The sequence below is a fragment of the Bradyrhizobium sp. Ken51 genome, assembly GCF_055807435.1.
This window is the reverse complement of sequence record NZ_JBVVPB010000001.1, coordinates 339,654-365,748: the sequence shown is the minus strand read 5'-3', so window position 1 is coordinate 365,748 and position 26,095 is coordinate 339,654. Positions and strand designations below refer to the sequence as shown.

Annotated in this window: 21 protein-coding genes; 8 read left to right on the top strand and 13 right to left on the bottom strand. The window is 63.8% G+C overall.

Annotated features, from left to right (window positions below; genetic code table 11):
* Positions 1–181: 181 nt before the first annotated feature.
* Positions 182–2,770, top strand: coding sequence for a hopanoid transporter HpnN (hpnN, locus tag AC0L27_RS01610; protein WP_275170608.1), 2,589 nt, complete (start codon positions 182–184; stop codon positions 2,768–2,770).
* Here the strand turns inward: hpnN and AC0L27_RS01605 are convergent.
* Entirely contained in the window at positions 2,738–3,370 is a 633-nt protein-coding gene (locus AC0L27_RS01605) for a DUF2147 domain-containing protein (protein ID WP_275170610.1), read from the bottom strand. The genes hpnN and AC0L27_RS01605 overlap by 33 nt on opposite strands.
* Before the next feature lie 141 nt (positions 3,371–3,511).
* Between AC0L27_RS01605 and hpnO the strand changes: the two genes are divergently transcribed.
* The gene (hpnO, locus tag AC0L27_RS01600) at positions 3,512–4,903 is read left to right on the top strand and encodes an aminobacteriohopanetriol synthase HpnO (protein WP_275170612.1); all 1,392 of its coding nucleotides are present in this window, start codon (positions 3,512–3,514) and stop codon (positions 4,901–4,903) included.
* A gap of 2 nt (positions 4,904–4,905) precedes the next feature.
* On the opposite strand, the gene AC0L27_RS01595 is transcribed toward hpnO, so the two are convergent.
* The 7 genes from AC0L27_RS01595 to AC0L27_RS01565 all read right to left on the bottom strand — a co-directional run bounded on the left by AC0L27_RS01595 (position 4,906) and on the right by AC0L27_RS01565 (position 10,148).
* Positions 4,906–5,211 (bottom strand): HigA family addiction module antitoxin, encoded by a 306-nt coding sequence (locus AC0L27_RS01595; RefSeq protein WP_354206924.1) that lies wholly within the window; start codon positions 5,209–5,211, stop codon positions 4,906–4,908.
* A gap of 12 nt (positions 5,212–5,223) precedes the next feature.
* Positions 5,224–5,505: a type II toxin-antitoxin system RelE/ParE family toxin gene (locus AC0L27_RS01590; RefSeq protein WP_354206922.1), complete on the bottom strand. Its 282-nt coding sequence runs from the start codon at positions 5,503–5,505 to the stop codon at positions 5,224–5,226.
* Between the two features lie 69 nt (positions 5,506–5,574).
* A complete protein-coding gene (locus tag AC0L27_RS01585) occupies positions 5,575–6,336 on the bottom strand; it encodes an anti-sigma factor family protein (protein ID WP_354206920.1) in 762 nt (253 codons plus the stop codon).
* Positions 6,333–6,881 carry a sigma-70 family RNA polymerase sigma factor gene (locus AC0L27_RS01580; protein ID WP_275170615.1) on the bottom strand — a complete coding sequence of 183 codons (549 nt, stop codon included), beginning with the start codon at positions 6,879–6,881 and terminating at the stop codon, positions 6,333–6,335. The genes AC0L27_RS01585 and AC0L27_RS01580 overlap by 4 nt, the downstream gene beginning before the upstream one ends.
* A gap of 157 nt (positions 6,882–7,038) precedes the next feature.
* Entirely contained in the window at positions 7,039–7,374 is a 336-nt protein-coding gene (locus AC0L27_RS01575; protein ID WP_354206918.1) for a cupredoxin domain-containing protein, read from the bottom strand.
* 23 nt (positions 7,375–7,397) lie between these two features.
* Entirely contained in the window at positions 7,398–8,342 is a 945-nt protein-coding gene (locus AC0L27_RS01570) for a metallophosphoesterase family protein (protein WP_354206916.1), read from the bottom strand.
* A gap of 186 nt (positions 8,343–8,528) precedes the next feature.
* Positions 8,529–10,148: a GMC family oxidoreductase gene (locus AC0L27_RS01565; RefSeq protein WP_354206914.1), complete on the bottom strand. Its 1,620-nt coding sequence runs from the start codon at positions 10,146–10,148 to the stop codon at positions 8,529–8,531.
* Between the two features lie 201 nt (positions 10,149–10,349).
* Here AC0L27_RS01565 and AC0L27_RS01560 point away from each other — a divergent pair, with 201 nt between their 5' ends.
* A complete protein-coding gene (locus AC0L27_RS01560) occupies positions 10,350–11,522 on the top strand; it encodes a M20 aminoacylase family protein (protein ID WP_354206912.1) in 1,173 nt (390 codons plus the stop codon).
* A gap of 74 nt (positions 11,523–11,596) precedes the next feature.
* Here AC0L27_RS01560 and AC0L27_RS01555 read toward each other — a convergent pair whose 3' ends face one another.
* The 3 genes from AC0L27_RS01555 to AC0L27_RS01545 all read right to left on the bottom strand — a co-directional run bounded on the left by AC0L27_RS01555 (position 11,597) and on the right by AC0L27_RS01545 (position 16,000).
* On the bottom strand, positions 11,597–13,225 hold the full coding sequence (locus AC0L27_RS01555) for an inorganic phosphate transporter (RefSeq protein ID WP_354206910.1): 1,629 nt from the start codon (positions 13,223–13,225) through the stop codon (positions 11,597–11,599).
* A 97-nt stretch (positions 13,226–13,322) separates the two neighbouring features.
* Positions 13,323–14,765, bottom strand: a complete 1,443-nt coding sequence (locus AC0L27_RS01550; RefSeq protein WP_354206908.1) for a UdgX family uracil-DNA binding protein — start codon at positions 14,763–14,765, stop codon at positions 13,323–13,325.
* A complete protein-coding gene (locus AC0L27_RS01545; protein WP_354206906.1) occupies positions 14,765–16,000 on the bottom strand; it encodes a putative DNA modification/repair radical SAM protein in 1,236 nt (411 codons plus the stop codon). Before AC0L27_RS01545 ends, AC0L27_RS01550 begins: the two co-directional genes overlap by 1 nt.
* Positions 16,001–16,162: 162 nt before the next feature.
* On the opposite strand from AC0L27_RS01545, the gene AC0L27_RS01540 reads away from it, so the two are divergent.
* From AC0L27_RS01540 to AC0L27_RS01530, 3 genes are read left to right on the top strand one after another with little or no spacing between them, the layout of a single operon-like run.
* Positions 16,163–16,951 (top strand): ImuA family protein, encoded by a 789-nt coding sequence (locus tag AC0L27_RS01540; RefSeq protein ID WP_354206904.1) that lies wholly within the window; start codon positions 16,163–16,165, stop codon positions 16,949–16,951.
* The gene (locus AC0L27_RS01535) at positions 16,848–18,440 is read left to right on the top strand and encodes a Y-family DNA polymerase (protein ID WP_354206902.1); all 1,593 of its coding nucleotides are present in this window, start codon (positions 16,848–16,850) and stop codon (positions 18,438–18,440) included. The genes AC0L27_RS01540 and AC0L27_RS01535 overlap by 104 nt, the downstream gene beginning before the upstream one ends.
* On the top strand, positions 18,437–21,805 hold the full coding sequence (locus AC0L27_RS01530) for an error-prone DNA polymerase (protein WP_354206900.1): 3,369 nt from the start codon (positions 18,437–18,439) through the stop codon (positions 21,803–21,805). The genes AC0L27_RS01535 and AC0L27_RS01530 overlap by 4 nt, the downstream gene beginning before the upstream one ends.
* A 181-nt stretch (positions 21,806–21,986) precedes the next feature.
* Here the strand turns inward: AC0L27_RS01530 and AC0L27_RS01525 are convergent, their stop codons facing one another.
* Positions 21,987–22,757 carry an SDR family NAD(P)-dependent oxidoreductase gene (locus AC0L27_RS01525; protein WP_473317870.1) on the bottom strand — a complete coding sequence of 257 codons (771 nt, stop codon included), beginning with the start codon at positions 22,755–22,757 and terminating at the stop codon, positions 21,987–21,989.
* A gap of 176 nt (positions 22,758–22,933) precedes the next feature.
* A complete protein-coding gene (locus tag AC0L27_RS01520) occupies positions 22,934–23,221 on the bottom strand; it encodes a hypothetical protein (protein WP_092024185.1) in 288 nt (95 codons plus the stop codon).
* A 54-nt stretch (positions 23,222–23,275) separates the two neighbouring features.
* Between AC0L27_RS01520 and AC0L27_RS01515 the strand changes: the two genes are divergently transcribed.
* Entirely contained in the window at positions 23,276–24,688 is a 1,413-nt protein-coding gene (locus AC0L27_RS01515; RefSeq protein ID WP_354254070.1) for a CoA transferase, read from the top strand.
* Between the two features lie 145 nt (positions 24,689–24,833).
* Complete coding sequence (locus AC0L27_RS01510; protein WP_354056287.1) at positions 24,834–26,078, top strand: efflux RND transporter periplasmic adaptor subunit; 1,245 nt, start codon at positions 24,834–24,836, stop codon at positions 26,076–26,078.
* The last annotated feature ends 17 nt before the right edge of the window (positions 26,079–26,095 follow it).

The window sequence follows — 26,095 nt, the reverse complement described above, 5'->3', positions numbered from 1 at the left end:
ACTTTCCCGCCTCAACTCCCCGGCTATACCGACTGCCCCGCATGATTTTGCCATGGTCTTCCGCCGTTTACCTCGAACCTTCTGACGGCGATAACGACTCAAAACAGCAATAGGTTTCGGCCGGGAACTCCGTTAAACAGCGGGCGTTTCCGGCAAGCTGTTAACCGCAGAAAGAAAAGTAGTGCTGCAAAGCGTAGTCGTTGCCACCGTCAGGGCCTGCACCCGGTTTGCCTCCCTCGTCGTCGTTCTCGGGCTCCTGCTGGCGGTGGGGGCGGGCTATTACACGTCCCGGCACTTTGCCATCAACACCGACATCAACTCGCTGATTGCCCAAAATCTGGACTGGCGCCAACGCGACCAGCAGTTCGATCGCGCCTTCGACCGCGATGCGACGATCACGGCGGTGGTCGAAGCCAAGACGCCGGAGATGGCGACCGCGGCGTCGGACGCGCTCTATGCCAAGCTGAAGGACAACAAGACCGACTTCCAGTCGATGCAGCAGCTCGGCACCGGCGAGTTCTTCGAGAAGAATGGTCTGTTGTTCCTGCCGACCGAAGAAGTCGGCAAGGTCACCAGTCAGTTCGAATCCGCCGCGCCCCTGATCGAGATCATGGCGGGCGATCCCTCGATCCGCGGCCTGACCGGCGCGCTGGAAACGGGACTTGCCGGCGTCAAGCGCGGCCAGGTCAAGCTCGACAACACCGAACGGCCCTTCAACCAGATCGCGCAAACGGTCGAGACCGTGCTCAACAAGGGCAACGCGACCTTCTCCTGGCGCGAACTCGTCAGTGACGACCCGCTGACGGATTCGGACAAGCGCGCCTTCATCGAGTTCAAGCCCGTCCTCGACTACAACGCGCTCGAGCCCGGCAAAGGCGCAACCGATGCGATCCGCAAGGCCGCAGCCGATCTGGATTTTGCCACCAAATATCAGGCGCGCGTGCGACTGACCGGTCCGGTCCCGATCGCCAACGAGGAATATGCAACCGTCCAGGAAGGTGCCGTCGTCAACGGCATCGGCACGGTCCTGGTCGTGCTGCTCATCCTGTGGCTGGCGCTGCATTCGGCGAAGATCATCTTCGCGGTGTTCGTCAATCTCTTCGTCGGTCTTGCGCTGACGACCGCCGCGGGCCTGATGATGGTGGGCTCGCTCAATTTGCTGTCGATCGCGTTCGCCGTGCTTTTCGTCGGCCTCGGCGTCGATTTCGGCATTCAGTACAGCGTCCGCTATCGCTCCGAACGCTACAAGCACAACGACCTTTCGGGCGCGCTGGTGCTGGCCGCCAAGCGCTCGGCAATTCCGTTGTCGCTGGCGGCAATGGCGACCGCGGCCGGCTTCCTCTGCTTCATCCCCACCGACTACAAGGGCATCGCCGAACTCGGTCAGATCGCCGGCGTCGGCATGCTGGTGGCGTTTGTTACCAGCATCACCGTGCTCCCGGCGATGCTGAAGCTGTTGAACCCGCCCGGCGAGAAAGAGCCGGTCGGCTACGCCTTCCTGGCACCGCTCGATCACTTCCTGGAGAAGCACCGCGTGCTGGTCGTCGGTGGTACGATGTTTCTCGCGGTCGCCGGCCTGCCGCTGCTCTATTTCATGAAGTTCGACTTCAACCCGATGAACCTGCGCAACCCGAAGGCAGAGTCGATCGCGACCTTCCTCGATTTGCGCAAGGATCCCAACACCGGCGCCAATGCCATCAACGTGATGACCACGTCGGAAGAGCAGGCAAGGCAGGTGGAGGCGAGGCTGGAGAAGGTGCCGGAGGTGTTGCGCGTGATGTCGCTCAACAGCTTCGTTCCTGAAGACCAGGCGCCGAAGCTGAAGCTGATCGCGCAGGGCGCCAAGGTGCTGAACCCCGCGCTCAATCCCGACCAGATCGACGCCGCGCCGACGGACAAGGAAAACGTCGATGCGCTGAAATCCTCGGTCGACAATCTGCGCCGGACCGCAGGCGATGCGAAGGGCCCGGGTGCGGTCGCCTCGCGTCGGCTCGCGGACGCGCTGGACAAGCTCGCCAATGGCGATGAAGCCACGCGGAACAAGGCGCAAGACGTGTTCGTCGCGCCGATGAAGATCGTGTTCGACCAGCTCCGGAACGCGATGCAGGCCGAGCCGGTCACCCTGAAATCATTGCCGGCAGATCTCGTTAGCGCCTGGAAGAGCAAGGATGGCATCATCCGCGTCGAGGCGCTGCCGAAGGGCGATCCCAACGACAACGACACGCTGCGCAAATTTGCGGCGGCTGTGCTCGTTGCCGAGCCGACCGCGATCGGCGGTCCGGTCTCGATCCTGAAATCCGGCGACACCGTGGTGAAGGCGTTCATCCATGCCGGAATCTATGCGCTGCTGGTGATCGGCCTGCTGCTGTGGATCACGCTGCGCCGGTTCGTCGACGTGCTGATGACGCTGGTGCCACTGCTGGTGGCCGGTGCGGTGACGCTCGAGATCTGCGTGTTGATCGGCTTGCCGCTCAACTTCGCCAATATCGTCGCGTTTCCGCTGCTGCTCGGCGTCGGCGTGGCCTTCAAGATCTACTATGTCGTGGCCTGGCGCTCAGGCAGGACAAACCTGCTCCAGACCAGCCTGACGCGCGCGATCTTTTTCAGCGCGCTGACAACGGCGACCGCGTTCGGCAGCCTCTGGCTGTCGAGCCATCCCGGCACGTCCAGCATGGGCAAGCTGCTCGCGCTGTCGCTGGTAACGACGCTCGCCGCCGTGCTGCTGTTTCAGCCCGCCCTAATGGGCAAACCCCGCAATCTCAGGGAGTAGGCAGATGTCGCCGACCTGGTCGGCGGCGCCCTTCTGACCGGGTTTGGCGGTGCCGCCGGGCTTGGGAAGTGCGGGCGCAGGCTGCGCCGCCGTAGCGCCCGTCGTTGCCGGGGCTTTCGGCGCGGCGCCGGTGGGCTTCGGCGCGCCCTTGGCCATGGCGTTGGCGGGGCTCAGGGGAATCGGGGGGCTGACCCGGGTCCAGGTCTCGCCACCGCACAGGAAGCCCATCACGCAGCCCTTGATCTCGAGCTGGTCGGTGCCGACCGGCGTGATGGTCGCGCTGTAGAGCTGGCCGTCCTTGGCGTTGTAGACCTGACCTTCCCACTGATCGGCGCCGGGCTTCTTCTTCATGTCGATCAGGGTCGCCAGGCCTAGCGTGGGCCGGGTCTTTTTCGAGGCGTCCGGATTGTTCTCGTCGCGGCCGCCGGGCTGTTTTTCCCAAGAAACCGCGCCCCACATGCTGCCATTGCATTGGGCGACACGAATGTTGGCGACGCCATCGGCAACCCGCCAGTCGCCGGTCGGATCGGCGGCGAGCGCCGGGGTCAGGCAGGCGTAACCGCCAGCCAGTATTAGTCCGGTGTAAAGGGCTAAACGCATGATAGTTCCTTGGCAGTGCAACATGGTCTAAAGCTCTGCTTGCGAAGATGGTCCGAAAAAGGGCAAAAGGCCGCACAGACCGTTTTTGGCAACGGTCCGTTTTCAGTTGACGAGACGGCCCTCAACCGAAGTATGTAGCGGATGCACAGCCCAAATCCAGACATGTCTCAGCTGTTTGCGGACCGCCAGGCCCAGCGCAGCGCCCTGCATAATCGGCATCTGAACGAGCAGTTCGTTCGGGTTCTGAAGACCATCGGCTACGATGTCGGCTTCCAGAAGGGGCAGGGACAGTACCTCTACGACCGGGACGGGGCGCGCTATCTCGACCTCTTGTCCGGTTTTGGCGTGTTTGCGATCGGGCGCAATCATCCTGTCATGCGCGAGGCGCTCAAGAGCGTTCTCGATGCCGACCTGCCCAACCTCGTCCAGTTCGACGTCTCGGTGCTCGCTGGCGTGCTCGCCGAGCGGCTTTTGAAGTACGTCCCCTATCTCGACAAGGCGTTCTTCGCCAATTCCGGCGCCGAATGCGTCGAAGCGGCGATCAAGTTCGCCCGCGGCGCCACCGGCCGTCCGGGCATCGTCTATTGTGCCCACGGCTATCACGGCCTGACCTATGGCGCGCTGTCGCTGACGGGCGATTCGAACTTCCGCACCGGCTTCGAGCCGCTGCTGCCGGGCTGCACCTCGGTCCCGTTCAACGATCTCGCCGCGCTCGAAAAGGCGCTGGCCTCGCGCGAGGTGGCGGCCTTCGTCGTCGAGCCGATCCAGGGCAAGGGCGTCAACATGCCCACCGACGAGTTCCTGCCGGCTGCGGCTGCGCTCTGCAAGAAATACGGCACGCTGTTCGTCGCCGACGAGATCCAGACCGGCATGGGCCGCACCGGCCGCTTCCTCGCGGTCGAGCACTGGAACGTCGAGCCCGACATGGTGCTGCTGTCGAAGTCGCTGTCCGGCGGCCATGTGCCGGTCGGCGCGGTGCTGACGCGCAAGAGCATCTTCGACAAGATATTCAACCAGATGGATCGTGCAGTGGTGCACGGTTCGACCTTCTCCAAGAACGACCTGGCGATGGCCGCGGGCATCGCCACGCTCGATGTCATGGAGTCCGAGAAGCTGATCGAGTCCGCCGCCAAGCGCGGTGCCGAACTGCGCCTCGCGCTGACTCGTATGGTGCCCGGCTACGAGCTATTGAAGGAAGTTCGCGGCAAGGGCCTGATGATCGGCGTCGAGTTTGGCCCGCCGAAATCGCTGCGGTTGCGGGCGTCCTGGAACGTGCTGGAGGCGGCCAACAAGGGCCTGTTCTGCCAGCTCATCACCGTGCCGCTGTTCAAGGACCACAAGATCCTCACGCAAGTCGCCGGCCATGGCAGCCACACCATCAAGCTGTTGCCGCCGCTCACCATCACCGAGGAAGACTGCGGCTGGATCGAGCGCGCCTTCGACGACGTCATCGCCGGCAGCCACAAGGTCCCCGGCGCGATCTGGTCGCTCGGCAAGACGCTGGTGGACAACGCGGTGAGGCGATCGGCGTAAGCTCAGGCCGCCTTGGGCTTGTTCACAGTCTCGATGCGGTCGAGAGCCTTCCCGAGATCGCGTTTGGCGATCTGGATATCGTAATCGTTCTGGAGATTGAGCCATAGCTCGGCGGTCGTGCCGAGCGCTTTGGCAAGCCGAAGCGCGGTGTCAGCGGTGATTCCGGTCTGCTCACCCGCAATCCGCTCAATACGCGTACGCGGCAGGCCGCATGTCTTGGCGAGCGCGCCTGCCGACATGTCCAGCGGGCTCAGGAATTCTTCCCGAAGAACCTCACCAGGATGCATGGGCTTGAGTTTCTTGGCCATCGTCGCATTCTCCTAGTGATAATCCACGATCTCGACCTGAACGGGACCTTGTGATGTCCACACGAAGCACACTCGGAACTGGTCGTTGATCCTGATCGAGTGCTGTCCCTTGCGATCGCCCGTGAGGACTTCAAGGCGATTTCCGGGTGGTGCCCTCAAATCGCTGAGTTCGCCCGCAGCGTGAAGATAGCGCAATTTCCGGCGAGCAACCTTCACCAGGTCCGCCGGAAAGCGTTTGGGGCTTTCGCCGTTAAAGACCGCTTTAGTCGTTTTATCCCGAAAGGTCCTGATCACTCAGTCAATGTATCATTGGTTGATACGTGCGCAAGGGATTTGTATCAATTTCTGATACGACTCTAGGGGTTACCCTTCCACATTCGCCTTCATCGCCGCCTCGAACTTGTCGACGAACTCGGCGAGCTCGTCTGCGCCGAGATCGCTGACGGCCCAGAAGTTCAGGCCGCGATTGCCCCAGCGCCGGCAGTTGAAGCCCTGCATGGTTTCGGTCTTGGGCGCGCGGTATTCTGCGTTCGATGTCTGCGACACGAACAGATTGACCACGTGCTGCCGGCGCTTGTAGACGACCGCTCCGATGGCGCGTGCGTCGATATAGTCGAGCCTGCCGCCGACCAGCGTAAAACCTTGTGCGGTGAGGTCGATCACGGGCGGGGCGACGTCGAGCTTGCCGTTGAACCAGGGCTTCACCGTGTGCTGGTCGGTCGAGAGCACGTCGATGAGGTGGCCGGCCTGGAGCGAGCGCAGATGCGCGGAGACGACCTCCGACAGGATGCGCTGCTGGTCGTCCTGGCGCAGCACCAATGCGACAACGCCGGATGCGGCGAGCGCGGAGACTGCCGAGCCCATCGCAAAGCCGCGCAGCACGGAGCGGCGGCTCGGCTGTTGACGCTGCGGCAGCGAGGCCTCGATACGCGCACGCAGGCTCGCCGGCGCGGTGTAGCGCAAATTGGCGTCCGCGAGCACGCGCTGCATCTCGCGCTGTGCCGAAAGCTCCGCAGCGCAGGCCGGGCAGCCGGCGATATGGGCTTCGACCTCGCGCGCATGGCCGGCATCGAGCTCGTTATCGAGCAGCGCGTGAAGCAGGATCCTTGCTTCGTCGCAGGTCATCTTGCTTGCTCCTCATCCGCCGTCCAGGCCGCGCGCAGCATGGCGCGCGCGCGGGCGAGGCGGGACATCACGGTGCCGACGGGTGCACCGACGGCCTCGGCGATTTCACGATAGGACAGGTTGTTGATCTCCCGCAGCACGAATGTTTCCTTGAACGGTTCGGCGAGCGCATCGATCAGCTTGCGGATCGCGCCCGCATCGCGGCTGCGCAGCACTTCGGTTTCGGGGCTGGCCTCGGTCTCCTGCCAGATCGGCGTCTGCTCGGCAGCGCCGGGGGTATCCTCGATCGCGCCGTGCCTGTGCGCGCGGCGTGCATATTCGGCATTGCAGACGTTACGCAGGATCGCAAATAGCCAGGGCTTCATTGCCGGCCCGCGATAGCTGTCGAAATGCTTCAGCGCGCGCAGATAGCACTCCTGCACCGCGTCCTCTGCATCGGAGGCGTCACGCAAGAGATAGCGCGCGAGCGTGTAGACGTCGTCGAGATAGGGCAGCGCCGCCTCACGGAAGCGTTGCGCCTTCTGCAAATCGTCGTTAGCGGGCATCGCTCCTCGCTTTGCCTCTTGTTTTGCTCGTTGATTCGTCTCGTCGCTGTTCGTTTCGTCCCTGTTCGTCTTGTCTCTGTGTGTGACCGAAGGCACACGAGCCCGGCCGGCGTGGGACCACCGGCCGGGCAAGACGTTGATGCCTTGGTTCGAGATGTTACTCAACCTTGATCATCCCCGTCATGTGCGGGTGCAGAGAACAAAAATATTTGTAGTCGCCCGCATTGGTGAAGGTGAACGAAAACTTGTCGTCAGTGTCCAGGGTCTTGGACCTGAATTTGCCGGCCGACACCACGGTGTGGGGGATGTCGTCCCGGTTGGTCCAGGTCACGGTGGTGCCGACCTTGATCCTGAGCTCGGCCGGCTGGAAGACGAAATTGTCGATATGCACCTCCATGTCTTCGGCATGGGCGGTTGTGGCGGGTAACAGCATGGCCGCGGCCAAAGCGAGACCGAAGGCGGCACCGAAGTCGCGGCGATTGAGAGTCTTCATTGTCAGCTTCCGTTAGCCTTGCATCAACCCTGGAGCGGCGTGTCGATGATCGCGAGCCGCTGCTCGTTCTGCTTGAAGTTGATGCTGGCAACGCCAAGCATCGCGCGGAGCTTTGCGTCCTCGACCTTCATCGGTCCGGGCGAGGGGGCAGCTCCCGGCGCCGGCTGCGGGAAGGCGGTCGAGCGCGCGGTATGGAACGTGACGTTGCCCTCGACCTTCTGCATCACCTGGTGAATGTGGCCGTTCAGCACGGTGACCGAACCGAAGCCTTTCACCTGTTCCAGCGCGCGGGCGCCGTCCTCAGTGCCCCAGCCCCATTCGGGGTAGACGGTCCAGAGCGGGATGTGGGCGAACAGCACGATCGGCGTCGACTTCGGCTTGCCGCGCAGATCGTCCTCGAGCCAGGCCAGCTGCTCGGCGCCGAGATTGCCGAGGCCTCCGGCCTTGAGGTCGACGACATTGACGAGGCCGATGAAGTGCACGCCGCCGGCATCGAACGAATACCAGCCCGCGCCCTTGGTGCCGCGGCCGTAGCGCTCGCGATAGAACTTCACGTCCTCGTCGAGGAAGTCATGCTCGCCGGGCACGTAGTGCACGTCGAGCTTGCTCTGCGAGATGATGCGGTCGGCATTGTCGAACTCGGCGGCCTTGGAGAGATGCGTGATGTCGCCAGTGTGGATCATGAACGACGGCTTGACCGGCATCGCGTTGATCTTGTTGACGGCTTCCTCCAGCGTGCCGAGCGCGTTGGGATTGGCCGGCTTGTCGAAGCCGACATGGCTGTCGCTGATCTGGAGGAAGGTCATTCCGGGCGCAGCCGCGGTCGCGGCCTGCGCGGAATCGATGATGCCGAGCGAGCGCGGGACGCCACCGGTGATGGTCCAAAGCACCCCGGTGCCGGCCCAAGTCATGCATTCCAGCACCTTGCGGCGGCTTAAGCCGTCCTCGCCGTGATCGTGTCCGCTCATCGCGCAGCTCCACTTCGCCCGGAATTGGGCTTCGGGGAGGTGATTGGGGGACCGGGGGTCTTATTCCCGGACGCGATGACGTTTTCGTGAGGTGGTTGGACGCGTAGCCGGTATGGAGCGTAGCGGAATGCGGGACCAATCGAGCGTCCTTTCCCGGATTTCGCTGCGCCCCATCAAGCTACGCATTCACTTCGCATCCTCCAAAATCATCGTCGCGCCCTTCTCGGCGATCATCGCGGTCGGCGTGTTGGTGTTGCCCGACGTGATGGTCGGCATGATCGAGGCATCGATAATGCGAAGGCCGCCGAGACCGTAGAAGCGCAGGCGTTCGTCGACTACCGCCATGGGATCGCTCACCGCGCCCATCTTCGCGGTCCCGACGGGATGGAAGATGGTGGTGCCGATGTCGCCGGCAGCCTTGGCGAGTGAGGCATCGTCGTCGCCGACGGCGGGGCCGGGCAGATATTCGCTCGGACGATATTTTGCCAGCGCCTTCTGCTGCATCAGGCGGCGCGTGGTGCGGATGGCGTCGGCGCCGACCTGGCGGTCGTCATCCGTTGAAAGGTAATTCGGCGCGATGATCGGCTTCTCGTCCGGCGCCGCCGAACGCAGACGTACGGTGCCGCGCGATGTCGGCTGGAGATTGCAGGCGCTCACCGTGATCGCGGGGAAGCGGTGTAGAGGATCGCCGAACTTGTCGAGCGACAGCGGCTGCACGTGGAACTGGATGTTGGCGCGTGCGCGCGTCGCATCGGAGCGGGTGAAGATGCCGAGCTGCGACGGCGCCATCGTCAGCGGCCCGCGACGGCGTAAGGCGTAGTCGAGGCCCATCAAGCCGCGTCGAACCAGATTGTAATAGGTCTCGTTCAATGTGCGCACGCCCTCGACCTTGTAGATCGCGCGCTGCTGGAGATGATCCTGCAAATTGCGACCGATGCCGGGCTTGTCCATCACGATGTCGATGCCGAGCGGGGACAGCCAGTCGGCGGGCCCGATGCCGGAGCGATGCAGCACCTGCACCGAGCCGATCGCGCCTGCCGAGAGGACTACCTCGCGTTTCGCGCGCGCCTCGATGATCTCGCCATTCTGGATGAAGCGCACGCCGACAGCGCGGCCCTGGTCGATGATCAGACGATCAACCAGCACATGCTTTTCGAGCCGTAGGTTCGGGCGGTTCAGTGCCGGCTTGAGGAAGCCACGCGCCGACGACCAGCGCCGGCCGCGCTTCTGATTAACGTGGAAATAGCTGGTGCCTTCGTTGTCGCCGGTATTGAAATCCGGGATGCGCTTGATGCCCATCTCTTCGGCCGCATCGCCCACCGCATCGAGGACGTCCCAGGACAGCCGCGGCGCCTCGATGCGCCAGCCGCCCCCGGTGCCATGATGCTCGCTCGCGCCGAGGAAGTGATCCTCGAGCCGCTTGAACAGCGGCAGCACGTCGTCATAACCCCAGCCGGTCATGCCGAGCTGGCGCCAGTGATCGTAATCGGCGGCCTGTCCTCGCATCGAAATCATGGCGTTGATCGCCGACGAGCCGCCGATCACCTTGCCACGGGGATAGGCGAGCGAGCGGCCGTTGAGGCCGGGCTCGGCCTCGGTCCTGAACATCCAGTCCGAGCGCGGATTGCCGATGGCGAAGAGATAGCCGACGGGAATGTGGAACCAGATCCAGTTGTCGTCGCCGCCCGCTTCGAGGATGAGGACGCGATTGCTGGAATTGGCCGACAGCCGGTTGGCGACGATGCAGCCGGCCGTGCCAGCCCCAACGACAATGTAGTCAAACTCACCTTCGAGCCGCCTTGGCATTCTGCTTCCACCCAATAGGAGTCATGCCCGGGCTTGTCCCGGGCATCCACGCGCTTTCCGTTCTAATAGTCAGACGTGGATGGCCGGGACAAGCCCGGCCATGACGAGAGGACAGAGCTACCCCAGACTCCCCGCCAGTTGGGTGGACTGGCGCTTGCATGGTAGACAGGCCTGCATTTTCAACAAAGCTTGAGACCCTCCATGCCCATCGTGAACCGCGTCGCCGACCTTCAACCCGATATTCAGGCCTGGCGCCGGGACATCCACCAGCATCCGGAGCTGCTCTACGACGTCCACCGCACCGCAGCATTCGTCGCGGACCGCCTGCGCGAATTCGGCTGCGATGAGGTCGTGACCGGCATCGGCCAGACCGGCGTGGTCGGCGTGATCAAGGGCAGCAAGCCGGCCGGCGGGGGCCTCAAGACCATCGGCCTGCGCGCCGATATGGATGCGCTCCCGGTCGAGGAGCAGACCAACCTGCCTTACGCGTCGAAGACTCCCGGCAAGATGCACGCCTGCGGCCATGACGGCCACACCGCGATGCTGCTCGGTGCTGCCCGTTATCTCGCCGAAACCCGCAACTTCGCCGGCGATGCGGTGGTGATCTTCCAGCCGGCCGAGGAGGGTGGCGCCGGCGGCTTGGCGATGGTCAAGGACGGAATGATGGAGCGCTTCGGCATCGAGCAGGTCTACGGCATGCACAACGGCCCGGGCATTCCGGTGGGCTCGTTCGCGATCCGGCCGGGTCCGATCATGGCGGCGACCGACGAGGTCGATATCATGATCGAGGGTCTCGGCGGCCATGCCGCGCGGCCGCACAAATGTGTCGATTCCGTTCTGGTCGGCGCGCAAGTGATCACGGCGCTGCAGTCGATCGTCGCGCGCAGCGTCGATCCGCTGGAATCGGCCGTGATCTCGATCTGCGAGTTCCACGCGGGCAATGCCCGCAATGTTATTCCGCAAACCGCGACACTGAGGGGCACCATCCGCACGCTGTCGCCGGAGGTGCGCAAGCTGGTCGAGAAGCGCGTGCACGAGGTTGTCGCGGGCGTGGCGCAGATCACCGGCGCCAAGATTGATCTGCACTACAAGCGGAATTATCCCGTGGTGAACAATCACGCCGCGGAGACCGAGATCGCGCGTCGCATCGCGGGGCAAGTTGCGGGCGAGGCCAACGTGCTCGAGATGCCGCCGCTGATGGGCGGCGAGGATTTCGCCTATATGCTTGAAGCGCGCCCCGGCGCCTTCATCTTCTGCGGCAACGGCGACAGCGCCGGCCTGCATCACCCCGCCTACAATTTCGATGACGAGGCGATCGTTTACGGCACGTCGTACTGGGTCAAGCTGGTCGAGCAATCGCTCGCGGCATCGTAAGGTCAAGCCGAAAGCACACATGAAAAGAGCCCGTGCACCGCACGGGCCCTTTGTCTTCGAGCGACGTGATCGGCTCAGAAGATCCGCGAGAAGATCACGTACAGCGTACCCGACAACAGGATGGCGACGGGCAAGGTCAGCACCCAGGCCATCACCATGTTCCTGATGGTGGCGACCTGAAGACCCGAACCGTTCGCGGCCATGGTGCCGGCGACGCCGGACGACAGCACGTGGGTGGTCGAGACCGGCAGGCCGAACACGTCGGCGGCGCCGATCGTGGCGGCGGCGACGAGCTCGGCGGAAGCGCCCTGCGCGTAGGTGAGGTGAGTCTTGCCGATCTTCTCACCGACGGTCACGACGATGCGCTTCCAGCCGATCATGGTGCCGAGGCCGAGCGCGATGGCGACCGCGACCTTCACCCAGGTCGGGATGAACTTGGTCGCGCTGTCGAGTCCGCCCTTGTAGGCGTTCAAGGTCGCGACCTCTTGCTTGCTGAGGTCGTTTTCCTTGTCCTTCATCAGGAAGCGGATCGCTTCCGAGGTCAGGTACATGTCGTTGCGGGTGTTGCCGACGACTTCCGCCGGCACCTTGTTCAGCGAACCGTATTTCGCGACCTGCTCGCCGACATCCTTCACCAGCACTGAGAGCGAAGGATAGGTGCCTTCGCTGATGTGATGCGAGGTGACGTACTGCGTCACCGCAGGACGGGGATCGCCGATGATCGCATGGCCCGCGCCCTTGGCCGCAACCACCTTGGAGGCGGCTTCCGAGATCTTCGCGAACTGGGCGACTTGCGACTCCGGCAATGCGCGGTTGAGCGCATAGGCCGTCGGCACGGTACCGATCAGGATCAGCATGATCAGGCCCATGCCCTTCTGGCCGTCGTTCGAACCGTGGGCGAAGCTGACACCGGTGCAGGTCAGGATCAGCAGGCCGCGAATCCAGATCGGCGGAGCTTTGTTACCCTCAGGGGCGGCATAGAGCGCCGGGTTCTTGACGATCAGCTTGAGCAGCAGCAGCAGGCCGGCGGCGCAGACGAAGCCGACCAGCGGCGACAGCAGGAGCGCATAGCCGATCTCCGTGGCCTTGCCCCAGTCCACGCCCGAGGTGCCGTCGCGGCCGCGCATCAGCGCGTTTGCGACGCCGACGCCGATGATCGAGCCGATCAGCGTGTGCGAGGAGGAGGCCGGCAGGCCGAAATACCAGGTGCCGAGGTTCCAAAGGATTGCGGCGATCAGTAGCGCGAACACCATCGCGAAACCGGCGCTGGAGCCGACCTGAAGGATCAACTCGACCGGCAGCAGCGAGACGATGCCGAAGGCCACGGCGCCAGACGAGAGTAGCACGCCGAGGAAGTTGAAGAAGCCCGACCACATCACCGCGACTTCGGCCGGCAGCGAATGGGTGTAGATAACGGTGGCCACCGCGTTGGCGGTGTCGTGGAAGCCGTTGACGAATTCGAAGCCGAGCGCGATCAGGAGCGCGACAAACAAGAGGATGTAGGGCAGGTAGCTCGTGACACGCGTGCCGGTCGCATCGACATCCGAATAGATGCTGTAGGCCACATAGAGCAGGCCCGCGGCGAGGATGCCGAAGAACAGGATCATCGTGAGCGGGTTGAAGCCCTTGTCGAGATTTGGCCGCGAGGCCGGCTGGATCGGCGCGGGATCGGCTACTGCGCGGTCGAATGCTACATCGGTCATGTCAGGACGCCCCTTAACTTTCAGGTAAGGGTATTGTCCGCGATGGATTTGAAGGCTGGATGACAAGCAGCGGTTGAAAGCCGATTTCCGCCGCTATTTACGCCGCCCGCGCGGCTTTCTTCTGCAAACCGGCGACGATCTTCAGGTCTTCGACAAAGCGCTGATATTCCAGCACCTTGGCTTCCGGATCGGGCAACCGTAGCAGATAGGACGGGTGCACCGTCACCAGCGCCTTGTGACCGTCAGGAAGATCGATCAGCCGGCCGCGGGTCTTGCCGATCGGGGTGATCTTGCCGAACACGCTCTGCGCGGCGGTCGCGCCCATCGCTACGATGAGATCGGGCTGGATGACGGAGACTTCCCGCTCATACCACTGTCGGCAGGCCTTTATCTCCGGCGTATTCGGCTTCTGATGCAGGCGGATTTTGCCGCGCGGCACGAATTTGAAGTGTTTCACCGCGTTGGTGACATAGACCTTCTTGCGGTCGACGCCGGCCTCCTGCAGTGCCCGGTCGAGCATCTGGCCGGCCGGACCGACGAAGGGATGGCCGGCGAGGTCTTCCTTGTCGCCGGGCTGTTCGCCGACCAGCATGATATTGGCGGATTTCGGACCTTCGCCGAACACGGTCTGGGTCGCGTCCTTGTAGAGATGGCAGGCGCGGCAGTGGGCGGCCTCCTCGCGGAGCGCTTCGAGATCGTCGGTAGCGGTCTTGCGTTTCATCGGAGCCTCCGGCCGCTTTTGAGGCTTGTGCGGATCGGTTGCGGCATTGGCGATCATGGCGCCGGTCATGCGTTCGGCATCCTCGATCAGAGGCTTAATGATCGAAGCCTCGGGCAGGTTCCTCCAATATTTCTTCGGCATCTCCGTTTGCATCGCCTTCACCTTCAGGCGGGCCGGATTGAAGATGCTGGCATAGTAGCGCCGCCAGGTTTCCTCCAGCCGGTCTTCGCTCGGCGCCTCGCTCTTGCTGACGCCTGATGTGAACGAGAGCGCATGGCCATCCCAATGCGCGCACAGATCCGGCGTCAGGATCGACCAGGGCATGTCGGCAAAGCGCTTGGCGAAGAACGGCGCGGCGAGCTCGACGATATGATGCTCCGGCTCGAACCACGCAACGTAGTGGGCTTCGCGTTCCCTGCCGATCTCGCGGAAGCGCACGAAGGCATGCATCTTGTGCTCGTCGCGGTAGATCGCCTTTGCCATGACCGTGACTTGCGCGACATCGGCATCGGTCGCGACCTCGATGAGGTCGTGATTGTCCTTCAGCCGAAACAGCAGGCGATAGAGGATGGCGAAACGCTCGGGATCGCGATGCAGGATCGCGGCCTTGGCGAGCTCGACGAATTTTGCAGGCACGTTGAAGGTGCCGTCGCCACCGGCCGGCAGCGGAGACGGCGAGGGCGGCGCGAACAGCTCCGCTTCGCCGCCCCGCACGGCCCAGGTGATGTCGGCCGGCTTCATTTGGTGAAGCACGAGGCTACGCGCGGCTTTGCGCCAGCCATCGAAATCGGTTTCGTTCTCGAGGGTGATGTACTGCATCAGAAGCCAAATCCCAGTTGTGTTGCCTTCGGCTTGAACCGTTCGATCAGCCGTGCCTCGTCGAGACGATGCGGCGTGGGCCGGTGATCGCTGAGGACGATGAACGGCAGCGCTTTATTCCGGGGCACATGCAGCCGCGCGAGATCGGCGACGCGGATCGTGGTCGTGCGGCGCGCCGCGATGATGCGCTCGACCGCTTTGGTGCCGAAGCCTGGCACGCGCAACAATTCCTCGCGGCTGGCGCGGTTGACGTCGAGCGGGAAGCGGTCGCGGTGGCGCAGCGCCCAGGCGAGTTTTGGATCGATGTCGAGCGGCAGCATCGCGCTGTCGTCGATGATCTCGCCGACGTCGAAGCCGTAGAACCGCATCAGCCAGTCGGCCTGGTAGAGACGGTGCTCGCGCAGCAAGGGCGGCGCGCGCAGAGGCAGCGCGCGGCTGGCGTCGGGGATCGGGCTGAACGCGGAATAATAGACGCGCCTCAGCCGGTATGAACCGTAGAGATTGGCGCTGGTGTGAAGGATGGTGTGGTCGGAGGCCGCGTCGGCGCCGACGATCATCTGCGTGCTTTGGCCAGCCGGCGCGAAGCGCTGCGGCTTGGCTTTCGTCTTCGCGCTGCGGCTTTCCTCGGCCTCGTCCAGCTTCAGCCGCAGCCGGCCCATGGTACGGCGGATCGCGCGCACGTCCTTCTCGGGCGCGAATTGCTGCAGGCTCGTCTCCTGCGGCATTTCGATGTTGATGGAGAGACGGTCGGCATATTTGCCGGCCTCGGAGATCAATGCATCGTCAGCCTCGGGGATCGTCTTGAGATGGATGTAGCCGCGGAAGTGATGCTCCTCCCGTAGTTTGCGCGCGACGCTCACCACCTGCTCCATGGTGTAGTCGGGGTTGCGGATGATGCCGGAGGAGAGAAACAGCCCTTCGATGTAATTGCGCCGGTAAAAGTCGAGCGTCAGCTTGACCACTTCGTCGATGGTGAAGCGGGCACGCGGCACGTTGGAGGAGGCCCTGTTGACGCAATAGAGGCAGTCGTAATTGCAGGCGTTGGTCAGCAGCACCTTGAGCAGCGAGATACAGCGGCCGTCCGGCGCGTAGGAATGGCAGATACCCATGCCGGGCGCGGTCGAGCCCATGCCCTTGCCGTCGCTGGAAGCCCGCCGCTCGGTGCCGCTGGAGGCGCAGGACGCATCATACTTGGCAGCGTCCGCCAGGATTTCCAGCTTGCGTTGCACGTCCATATTGGAATCCCTTTGATTCAGCTCATGAATCCCGAGGCCCGCCAATTCGATTGACTCCCGGGGCGTCGTTAGCTTTATATTAGAACATATCATGAACAAATGAGCTAGCCGCTGGTTCTCTTTTTGAGAGCCACCGGCAATCACCCTTGAGGAGCGGCGTATATGAGCGGCGCACGAACAAGCGCGCTTGCAGCCTTGCGCGGCCAGATCGAGCGCATCGAGATGGCGGAGGTCGTGCATCATCGCGACCGCGTCGCGCTGGGCCACCGCGAGGCCGACAGCGCGCTGAAGGGCGGGCTCGCGCGCGCGGCAATCCACGAGGTGTTTTGCGAGGGACGTCAGGGCGCGGCCGCGACGGGCTTTGTCACCGGACTTGCGGGGCGCGTGACGACACGCAAGCCGCTGCTGTGGGTGCGGCAGGATTTTTCAGAAATTGAAACCGGCGCGCTGTCGATGAGCGGGCTCGCCGAGATCGGCCTCGATCCGCGCCGCATGGTGATGGTGCGCGCCGCCGACGTGGAGAGTGCACTGCGCACGTCGGCCGATGCGCTCGCCTGCGACGCGCTGGGCGCCGTCGTGCTCGAGCTCTGGGGTGAGACCAGGCAGTTCGATCTCGTGGCGAGCCGCAAGCTGACACTGGCTGCGCAGTCTTCGGGCGTGACTGGCCTGTTGCTGCGGATGGCCGCGCAACCTTTGCCCTCGACCGCCGAGACCAGATGGATGCTTCGCGCGGCGCATTCGCCGCCGGGGGCGGTGTGGAGTGCCTGGGGCGCGCCGCGCTTCGATGCCGAGCTCCTGCGCAATCGTCATGGCCCGTGCGGCCGGTGGATCATGGAATGGAAATGTGATGAGTGCCAGTTCTCTGAATCGTCGGCGTGTTCTCAGCCTGTGGCTGCCGCGCCTGCCCATCGATCGGATCCAGCGGTTCTTCGGCAACGTCGGGCTGGGTAGAACCAATGATCCGAGCATTGTCGTCATCAAGGACAGCAACGCGCTGGTGATCCATGCGCTGGACGAGGCCGCCGAGCGCCTCGGTCTGTATATCGGCCAGCCCCTGGCCAATGCCCGGGCGATGTGTCCGGATCTAAAGGTGTTCGACGCCGATGCCGTGGCCGATGCCAAGACGATTAGCGACATCGCCGACTGGTGCGACCGCTTCACGCCGCTGGTGGCGCTCGATCCGCCGCACGGGCTGTTCCTCGACATCACCGGCTGCGCGCATCTGTTCGGCGGCGAGGCTGCGCTGTTGCAAACCCTTGTCCGTGCCCTCGACCGCCAGGGCTTTGCCGTCAGCGCGGCGATCGCCGGCACCTCGGTCTGCGCGCGTACGCTGACGCGGCAATCTTCAGGGACCATCGTTGCCGATGGTGGGGAGGCGGCGGCAATCAGCCGATTTCCGGTGTCCGCGCTTGGTGCGGGTGAGGCCATCAGCACCGGCCTGCGACGCGCCGGCCTGAAAACCATCGGCGATGTCGCCTCGCGCACGCCGAGCGAAATCACGGCGCGGTTCGGCGCGCGGTTCTCCACGCTGCTCGCGCATGCGCTGGGGCAGGGCGATGCGCCGATCAATCCACGAAAGCCGCTGCCCGATTACATCGTGGAGAAACGCTTTGCCGAGCCGATCGCGACCGACACCATGATCGCGATGACGCTGTCGCGCCTCGCGGACACGTTGATCGCGTCGATGGAGAAGCAGGGCAAGGGCGCGCGACGGCTGGAGGCCACCTTCTTCCGTACCGACGGCGCGGTGCGTGCGATCATGGTCGAGACCGGACGTCCCGTGACGCAAAGCAAAGTCATCGACCGGCTGTTCCGCGAGCGTCTCGATGCGCTTGCCGATCCGCTCGATCCCGGCTTCGGCTTCGACATGGTGCGGCTGTCGGCAAGCCGCACCGAGATCGTGGTGCAAGAGCAGCGCGATCTCGACGCCCATGTCCACGACAATGATGAGCTTGCCGCGCTGATCGACCGCATCGCCGCGCGCATCGGCGGAAAGCGCGTCGTCGTGCATCTGCCTGAGGATACCCATATCCCCGAATGTGCGGTGCTGGCCGCGCCGGCACAACATCATCTCGCCGTGGCCATGCAGGCCGAATGGCCTGCGCGCACCGAGACCGAGCCGCCATTGCGTCCGTTGCGGCTGTTCGACAAGCCTGAGCCGATCAATGTGCCGTTCGCGACCGTGCCCGACGGGCCGCCGCATCAATTCACCTGGCGTCGCGCGCTGCATGCGGTGGTGCGGGTGGAAGGCCCCGAGCGCATCGCCATGGAATGGTGGCGGCAGGACGGCAAGCAACTGACGCGGGACTATTTCCGTATCGAGGATGCCGAGGGCCTTCGCTTCTGGATCTTTCGCGACGGTCTTTACGAGGGGGAGTGCTTCGACGGCGACGGCAAGCCCGTTCCTCCCGGTTGGTATGTGCACGGTCTCTTCGCATGAACACGCCCGCCTATGCCGAGATCGGCATCACCACGAATTTCTCCTTCCTGCGCGGCGGCTCGGATCCGCGCGCCTATGTGCATCAGGCCAGCATCCTCGGCATTCCCGCGATCGGTATCGCCGACCACAACACGCTCGCCGGCGTGGTGCGGGCCTACAAGGAGCTCGACAATGACGAGGTGCTGCACAAGCCAAAACTGCTGATCGGCACGCGCATCGTCTTCATCGATGGTACGCCCGATATTCTGGTCTATCCGCGCGACCGCGCCGCCTATGGCCGGCTGTGTCAGCTTCTCACCAGGGGCAAGCGCGGCGACGACATCACGCGGATCGCGAAGGGCGAATGCCATCTCACCTTCGCCGACCTCCTTGCGTTTTCCGAAGGCCAGCTCCTGATCCTGACGCTGCCGCATCGCTTCGATACGGCGCAAGCGCAGGACACCCTCGCCAAGCTGAAGGCAAGTCGCGCCGAGGGCGTGTGGCTGGCGGCGAGCCTGGTCTATCGCGGCGACGACCGCCGTCGCCTCGCGCAGCTCGATGATCTCGCCGCAAAAGCAAAAGTGCCGCTGCTCGCGACCAACGAGGTGCTCTATCACCATCCCGCGCGCCGTCTCCTCCAGGACGTGCTGACCTGCATCCGGGAGAAAACCACGATCGAGGCAGTCGGCCGGAAGCTGGAAGCCAATGCAGAGCGGTTTCTGAAGACGCCCAGGGAGATGGCGCGGCTGTTCCGCGATTTTCCCGAGGCTATCGCGGAGACCATGCGCTTTACGGACAAGATCACCTTCTCGCTCGATCAGCTCAAATACCAGTATCCGGATGAGCCGGTGCCGCCGGGGAAGACCGCGCAAGGGCATCTGGAGGATCTGACCTGGGCCGGTGTCGACAAATATTTCGGCGGCAAGATCGACGACAAGCTGCGCGCCACCCTGAAGAAAGAACTCGCGTTGATCGCCGAGCTGAAATACGCGCATTACTTTCTCACCGTGCACGACATCGTGCATTACGCGCGCAGCCAGAACATTTTGTGCCAGGGGCGGGGATCGGCGGCGAATTCGGCGGTCTGTTACGTGCTCGGCATCACCTCGGTCGACCCGACCAAGGTCGATCTGCTGTTTGAGCGCTTCATCTCCAAGGAGCGGCTGGAGCCGCCCGACATCGACGTTGATTTCGAGCATTCGCGGCGCGAGGAGGTGATGCAATATGTCTATCGCCGTTACGGTCGCCATCGCGCCGCGATCATCGCCACCGTCATTCATTATCGCCCGCGCAGCGCCATCCGCGACGTCGGCAAGGCGCTGGGCCTGACCGAGGACGTCACCGCCGCACTCGCCGACACCGTCTGGGGAAGCTGGGGCAAGGGCCTCAACGACATGCAGGTCAGGCAGGCCGGCCTCGATCCGCAAAATTCCATGATCAACCTCGCGGTCGAGCTCGCGACCGAGCTGATCGAATTCCCGCGCCATCTGTCCCAGCATGTCGGCGGCTATGTGCTCACGCAAGACCGGCTCGACACCTATGTGCCGATCGGAAATGCCGCGATGGATGATCGCACCTTCATCGAATGGGACAAGGACGATATCGACGCGCTCAGCATGATGAAGGTCGACGTGCTCGCGCTGGGCATGCTGACCTGCATCCGCAAGTGCTTTGATCTGATCGAGCAGCACAAGGGCGAACGCTGGATGCTGGCGAGCGTCCCGCAGGATGATTCCAAAGTCTACGACATGCTGTGCGACGGGGAATCGCTCGGCGTGTTCCAGGTCGAGAGTCGCGCGCAGATGAACATGTTGCCCCGGCTGAGGCCACGGACCTTCTATGATCTCGTGATCGAGGTCGCGATCGTGCGGCCGGGCCCGATCCAGGGCGACATGGTGCATCCCTATTTGCGGCGGCGGAACGGCTTGGAAAAAGTGAATTATCCATCGCCGTCACCGGAGCATGGCGACAAGGACGAGCTCTACAGAGTGCTGCACAAGACACTCGGCGTGCCCTTGTTCCAGGAACAGGCGATGCGGATCGCGATCGAAGCCGCGAAGTTCACGGCCGAGGAGGCCAACGGCCTGCGCCGTGCGATGGCAACGTTCCGCAATGTCGGCACCATCGGCAAGTTCGAAGACAAGATGATCGGCAACATGATCGCGCGCGGCTATGCGCCTGATTTTGCCAGAAACTGTTTCGAACAGATCAAGGGCTTTGGCAGTTACGGTTTTCCGGAGAGCCATGCCGCAAGCTTCGCGCAGCTTGTCTATATCTCCTCATGGCTGAAGCATTACCATCCTGATGCATTCTGCTGCGGCCTTCTGAACTCGCAGCCGATGGGCTTTTACGCCCCGGCGCAGATCGTCAGCGACGCCCGCAAGAACGGCGTCGAGGTGCGCGACATCGACGTGTCCCACAGCTTTGCGCAGAATACGCTGGAAGAAGGACGTGGCAAATATTGCGCCGTGCGCCTGGGCTTCCGCCAGATCGACGGTTTCCATTGGCTCGATGAGGATGAGGAAAGGCTGAAAAGAGGCGCGCCTCGGAATGAAAATGTGGAGAGAGCGCCCGACTGGGCCGACCGTATCGTCGCCGCCCGCAACCGCCGGCCTTTCACCTCTCTGGAAGACTTCGCGCGCGACACCGGACTGCCCAAGCGCGCGCTGATCCTGCTCGCCGATGCCGACGCGTTCCGTTCGCTCGGGCTCGACCGCCGCGAGGCGCTGTGGCAGGTGCGGCGCCTGCCCGATGACGTGCCACTGCCGCTGTTCGAGGTGGCCACCGCACGCGAGCAGCCGGACGAGCACGCCAGGCCGTTGCCGGTGATGCCGCGCGCCGAACAGGTGGTCGCGGACTACCAGACCATTCGCCTTTCGCTCAAGGGCCATCCGATGGAATTTTTGCGCGAGATGTTTACGCGCGAGCGCATCGTCGCCTGCAAGGACATCAATCATGACAACGAGCGGCGCCGCGTCCGCTGTGCCGGCGTCGTGCTGGTACGGCAGCGGCCGGGCAGCGCCAGCGGCGTCGTGTTCATGACACTGGAGGACGAAACCGGCATCGCCAATGTCGTGGTATGGCCGAAAATCATGGAGCAGTACCGGAAAGAGGTGATGGGCGCGCGCCTCATCCTGGTCGAGGGCTATATCCAGAGCAGTCCCGAAAAGGTGACGCACCTCATTGCCCAGCGCATGGTCGACCGCTCGCACGATCTGGTCGGCCTCGCCAACGACGCCCTCGGCCGCAAGCATCCGGTGCCGGCAGGCGCCGCCCCGATCGAACCGCTCAACGACGATCCCCGCGCCCACCCGGATGCGCCCGCGCAAAAACTTCGCCATCCCCGTAATGTCCGCATCCTGCCGCCGTCGCGGGATTTTCATTGAGGGTGTGGGCCGCGCCGCTCTCGCACCGTCACCCTGAGGTGGCCGCTTCTTCAGCGGCCCTCGAAGGGCGACGGCCCGGCTGCATCCGGGCCGTTCATCCTTCGAGGCTCTTCTTGCGATGCTTTGCATCGCAAGCTTCGCACCTCAGGATGACGGAAACGCAGGGACGCGCATGCCCGCCTCAAAAATTCACCCGGTTCGAGATCGCGCCGTCCACCACCAGATTGGAGCCCGTGGTGAACCCCGACACCGCGCTCGCCAGAAACACCGCTGCGCTCGCGATTTCCTGCGGCGTCGCCATGCGGCCGGTGGGGTTACGCTTCATCGCATCATTGTAGCGCTCGGGCATGTTCTGCTCGATCATCTCCCAGACACCGCCCTTGAAATAGACCGTGCCGGGCGAGACCACGTTGACGCGGATCTTCTTCTTTGCGTACTGCCGCGCCAGTCCCTTGGCCATGTGGATCAACGCCGCCTTGATCGGGCCGTAGGAGCTCGCCGTGTCCGCTTGCGCCGCGGAGATAGATGAGATGATCACGAAGGCGGCGTCGCCACCCTTGTCGCCGCTGGCCTCGAGGAACGGCCGCGCGGCGTCGAACGCGTGCACGGCGCCGAGTAGGTCGAGCCGAAAATTCTGCTCCCACGATGCGGCATCATGGCCCTGCGCCATCGCGCCCGCGTTGGAGAACAGCATGTCGATGCCGCCAAGCTCCTTTGCCGCGCCCTCGATCCAGGATTTCAGCGCCGCGCCGTCGGTGACATCGACCGGGCCGCCGGTCGCGCGGATCCCGCTGGCCTTCAACTCCGTAACGGTGGCGGCAACCTGATCGGCGTTGCGTGCACACACCGCGACATTGCTGCCTTCGCCGGCCAGCGTCACCGCAATCGCCCGCCCGATGCCGCGCGTGCCGCCGAGCACGATGGCGTTCTTGCCTTTGAGACCGAGATCCATTGTTTGGTTTTCCTTTTTTGTTGGTCGCAGCGAGTGTAGCTGTTTCGAGGGAAGCCCAAAAGCCTCCACATCGTCATTGCGAGGAGCCCTTGCGACGAAGCAATCCAGACTGCCACCGCGGAAAGACTCTGGATTGCTTCGCTTCGCTCGCAATGACGGTGTGGAAGCAGCGGCCCTCACTCCGGTGCCGCGCCCACCGGCGGGCCGCCGGGCGGGCGGTGCAGGAATGTCAGGGAGGCGTAGGCGCCGGCCCAGGAGCCGATCGCCGCGAAAGCCACATAGAACGCGTTTTCGGTGTAGCTGATCACCGCATAGGACGAGAGCATGTACCAGACCGCGCTCCAGTTCGCCGCAGGCACGCGCTTGCGCGCGATCACGGCCGAGGTGAACATGACATAGACCGCGTCGGTGGCCGCCGTTGCGATGAACACGGCGCCTGCAGTGAGAGGATCGATGGCGGCCATTGCATGTCCTTGTGTGCTAATGCGATGGTCGCAAACTAGAGGGAGAGAAGGGTCATGCAAAGCCCCGCCGAGATTCTCAGTGGCATCTGGACCTCCGCCGGCGGTGACGCCGCTGCGCTTGCGCGCGTGCGGCTAACGGGCGAGGAGCCGCAAATCCCGTCTTCGTTTCGCGTCGCAATTGCCGGGCAGACGACGATAGCAGCCGCCGGCCTCGCCGCCGCGGAAATCTGGAGATTGCGCGGCGGCGAGGCGCAGGACGTTAGCGTCGACCTGCGCCATGCCGTCGCCGAATGCCGCTCCGAGCGCTACTTGCGTGTCGAAGACAAGCCGCCGCCGCCCGCCTGGGACGCCATCGCCGGCGTGTACAGAACCGGCGACAACCGCTTCGTCCGCTGCCACACCAATTTCCCACATCATCGCGACGCCGTCTGCAAGGTCCTCGGCTGCGAGCCCGAGCGCGAGAAGGTGCAGGCCGCATTGATGCATTGGAAGGGCGAGGATTTCGAGACCGCGGCCTACGCCGCGGGCGGCGTCGTCGCCCTGATGCGTTCCTACGACGAATGGTCGGCGCTGCCGCAGGCCCGCGCGCTCGCCGAATTGCCGCTGGTCTCGATCGAGAAGATCGGCGAGGCTCCGCCAAAGCCGTGGCCGCAACGACTGCCAAAAGGCGATCGCCCACTCTCCGGCCTGCGCGTGCTCGATCTCTCTCGCGTCATCGCGGGCCCCGTCGCCGGCCGCACGCTCGCCGCGCACGGCGCGGATGTGCTGCTCGTGTCGGGCCCTGCGCTGCCGGCGATTCCGTGGCTGACCATCGACACCGGCCGCGGCAAGCTCACCACCTTCATCGAGCTAAAGAGCGAGGCCGGGCGTACGCAGTTGCGTGAGCTCTTGAGAGACGCCGATATCTTCTCGCAAGGCTATCGCCCGCGCGCGCTCGCCGCTCTCGGCTTTACGCCGGAGGACGCAGCGACAATTAATCCCGGCATCGTCTACGTAACGCTATCGGCCTATGGCCATGCCGGTCCCTGGGCGGAACGGCGGGGCTTCGATTCGCTGGTGCAGACCACGACGGGCTTCAACCATGCCGAGGGAGAGGCCGCCGGCATCGATGGACCGAAGGAATTGCCGGCGCAGATGCTCGACCACGCCACCGGCTATCTGATGGCGTTCGGCGCGATCATGGCCAAGGCCCGCCAGGCCCGCGAAGGCGGCAGCTGGCACGTGCGCGTGTCGCTGGCGCAGACCGGGCGCTGGCTGTGGAATCTCGGACGGCTCGAAAATGGCCTGAACACCCCGGATATTACGGGCGAGGCCGTACATGCTGCATTCATCGAGAGCATGCCATCTGGCTTCGGCACGTTGAAGGCGGTGCGCCATTCAGCGCTGCTGTCGAAGACGCCGGCGCAATGGAGCCGTCCGGCGATGCCGCTCGGCAGTCATCCGGCAGAGTGGCCGGTGACAAGCTGACGTGAAGCTGACGCGTCGCAAATATTTAACGCAAACCGAAAGGCGCCCGGCGTTTTTTAGGTTGTTTGAAATTACAATTCGGCACTATTAGCGCGACCGATGAGGCAGGCATCCGCCGGTATCATCGCAGACATGACCGGGCCCCATGGTAGTTGAAAATACCAAGCGATTGCAGGTGCTTACAAAACAACGGGTGATTACATCCGTAGTTTTACTAGCTCTTGCCGGTGCCGGGGCCTACGGCTTCCTCCATACTGGAGCCAAGGAGAAGAACCACTCCGAGATCTCCAGCCAGTCGCGCAGGAATGCGCAGAACTTCACGCCGACGCCGTCGGAATGGGCGACGCTGACGATCGAGCCGGTCAAGGCCAAGACCTTCCGCGCCGAGTATGTCACCGAGGGCAAGGTCGCAGTCGACGAGGACCGTTCGACGCCGGTGTTTTCGCCCTATGCCGGGCGGGTGACCAAGCTGCTCGCCAAGCCCGGCGAGGTGCTGAAGCAAGGTCAACCGCTGTTCACAATCGAGGCCGCCGACACCGTGCAGGCCCAGAACGATTTCATTGCGGCGATGAGCTCGCAGAACAAGGCGAAGTCGGCGATCGATCTTGCCGACATCCAGTTCAAGCGCGCCAAGGACCTCTATGAGGGCCATGCCATCCCCCTGAAGGACTATCAGCAGGCGGAAGCGACCCAGGTTCAGGCGCAGAACGACATGCGCTCCTCGACGACAGCGCTGGAAGCCGCGCGCAACAAGCTGCGGATTCTCGGCTTCACCGACGAGACGATCAAGGCGTTCCAGGACAAGGGCGTCATCAATCCGGAAGTCACGATCTATTCGCCGATCGCGGGCACGGTCGTGCAGCGTAAGATCGGCCCCGGCCAGTACGTCAATTCCGGCGCCAGCGATCCGGTCTTCGTGGTCGGCGACCTCTCCACGGTCTGGCTCACCGCCTTTGTGCGCGAGAGCGATGCGGCTGCCGTGTGCATCGGGCAGGACATTACCGTCAACGTCATGGCGCTGCCGGGCCGCCCCTTGACCGCCAAGGTCAACTACGTCGCCGCCGCGATCGATCCGAACACCCGCCGCCTGCTGGTCCGCGCCACCATCGACAACAAGGACGGCCTGCTGAAGCCCGAGATGTTCGCCAATGTCACGATCTATTCGTCCGGCGACCGCGCCGCGCCGGCGGTACCGAAGCAGGCCTTGATCTACGAAGCCGACAAGGTCCGCCTTTGGGTGGCACGCGAGGACAAGTCGGTCGAGCTGCGCGAGATCAAGATCGGTCTCATCAATGGCAATCTCGTCGAGGTCACCAGTAATCTGAAGCCCGGCGAGCAGGTGGTCACCAAAGGCAGCCTGTTCATCGACCGCGCGGCGTCCGGCAGCTGATCGACTGGCCGGGAAAA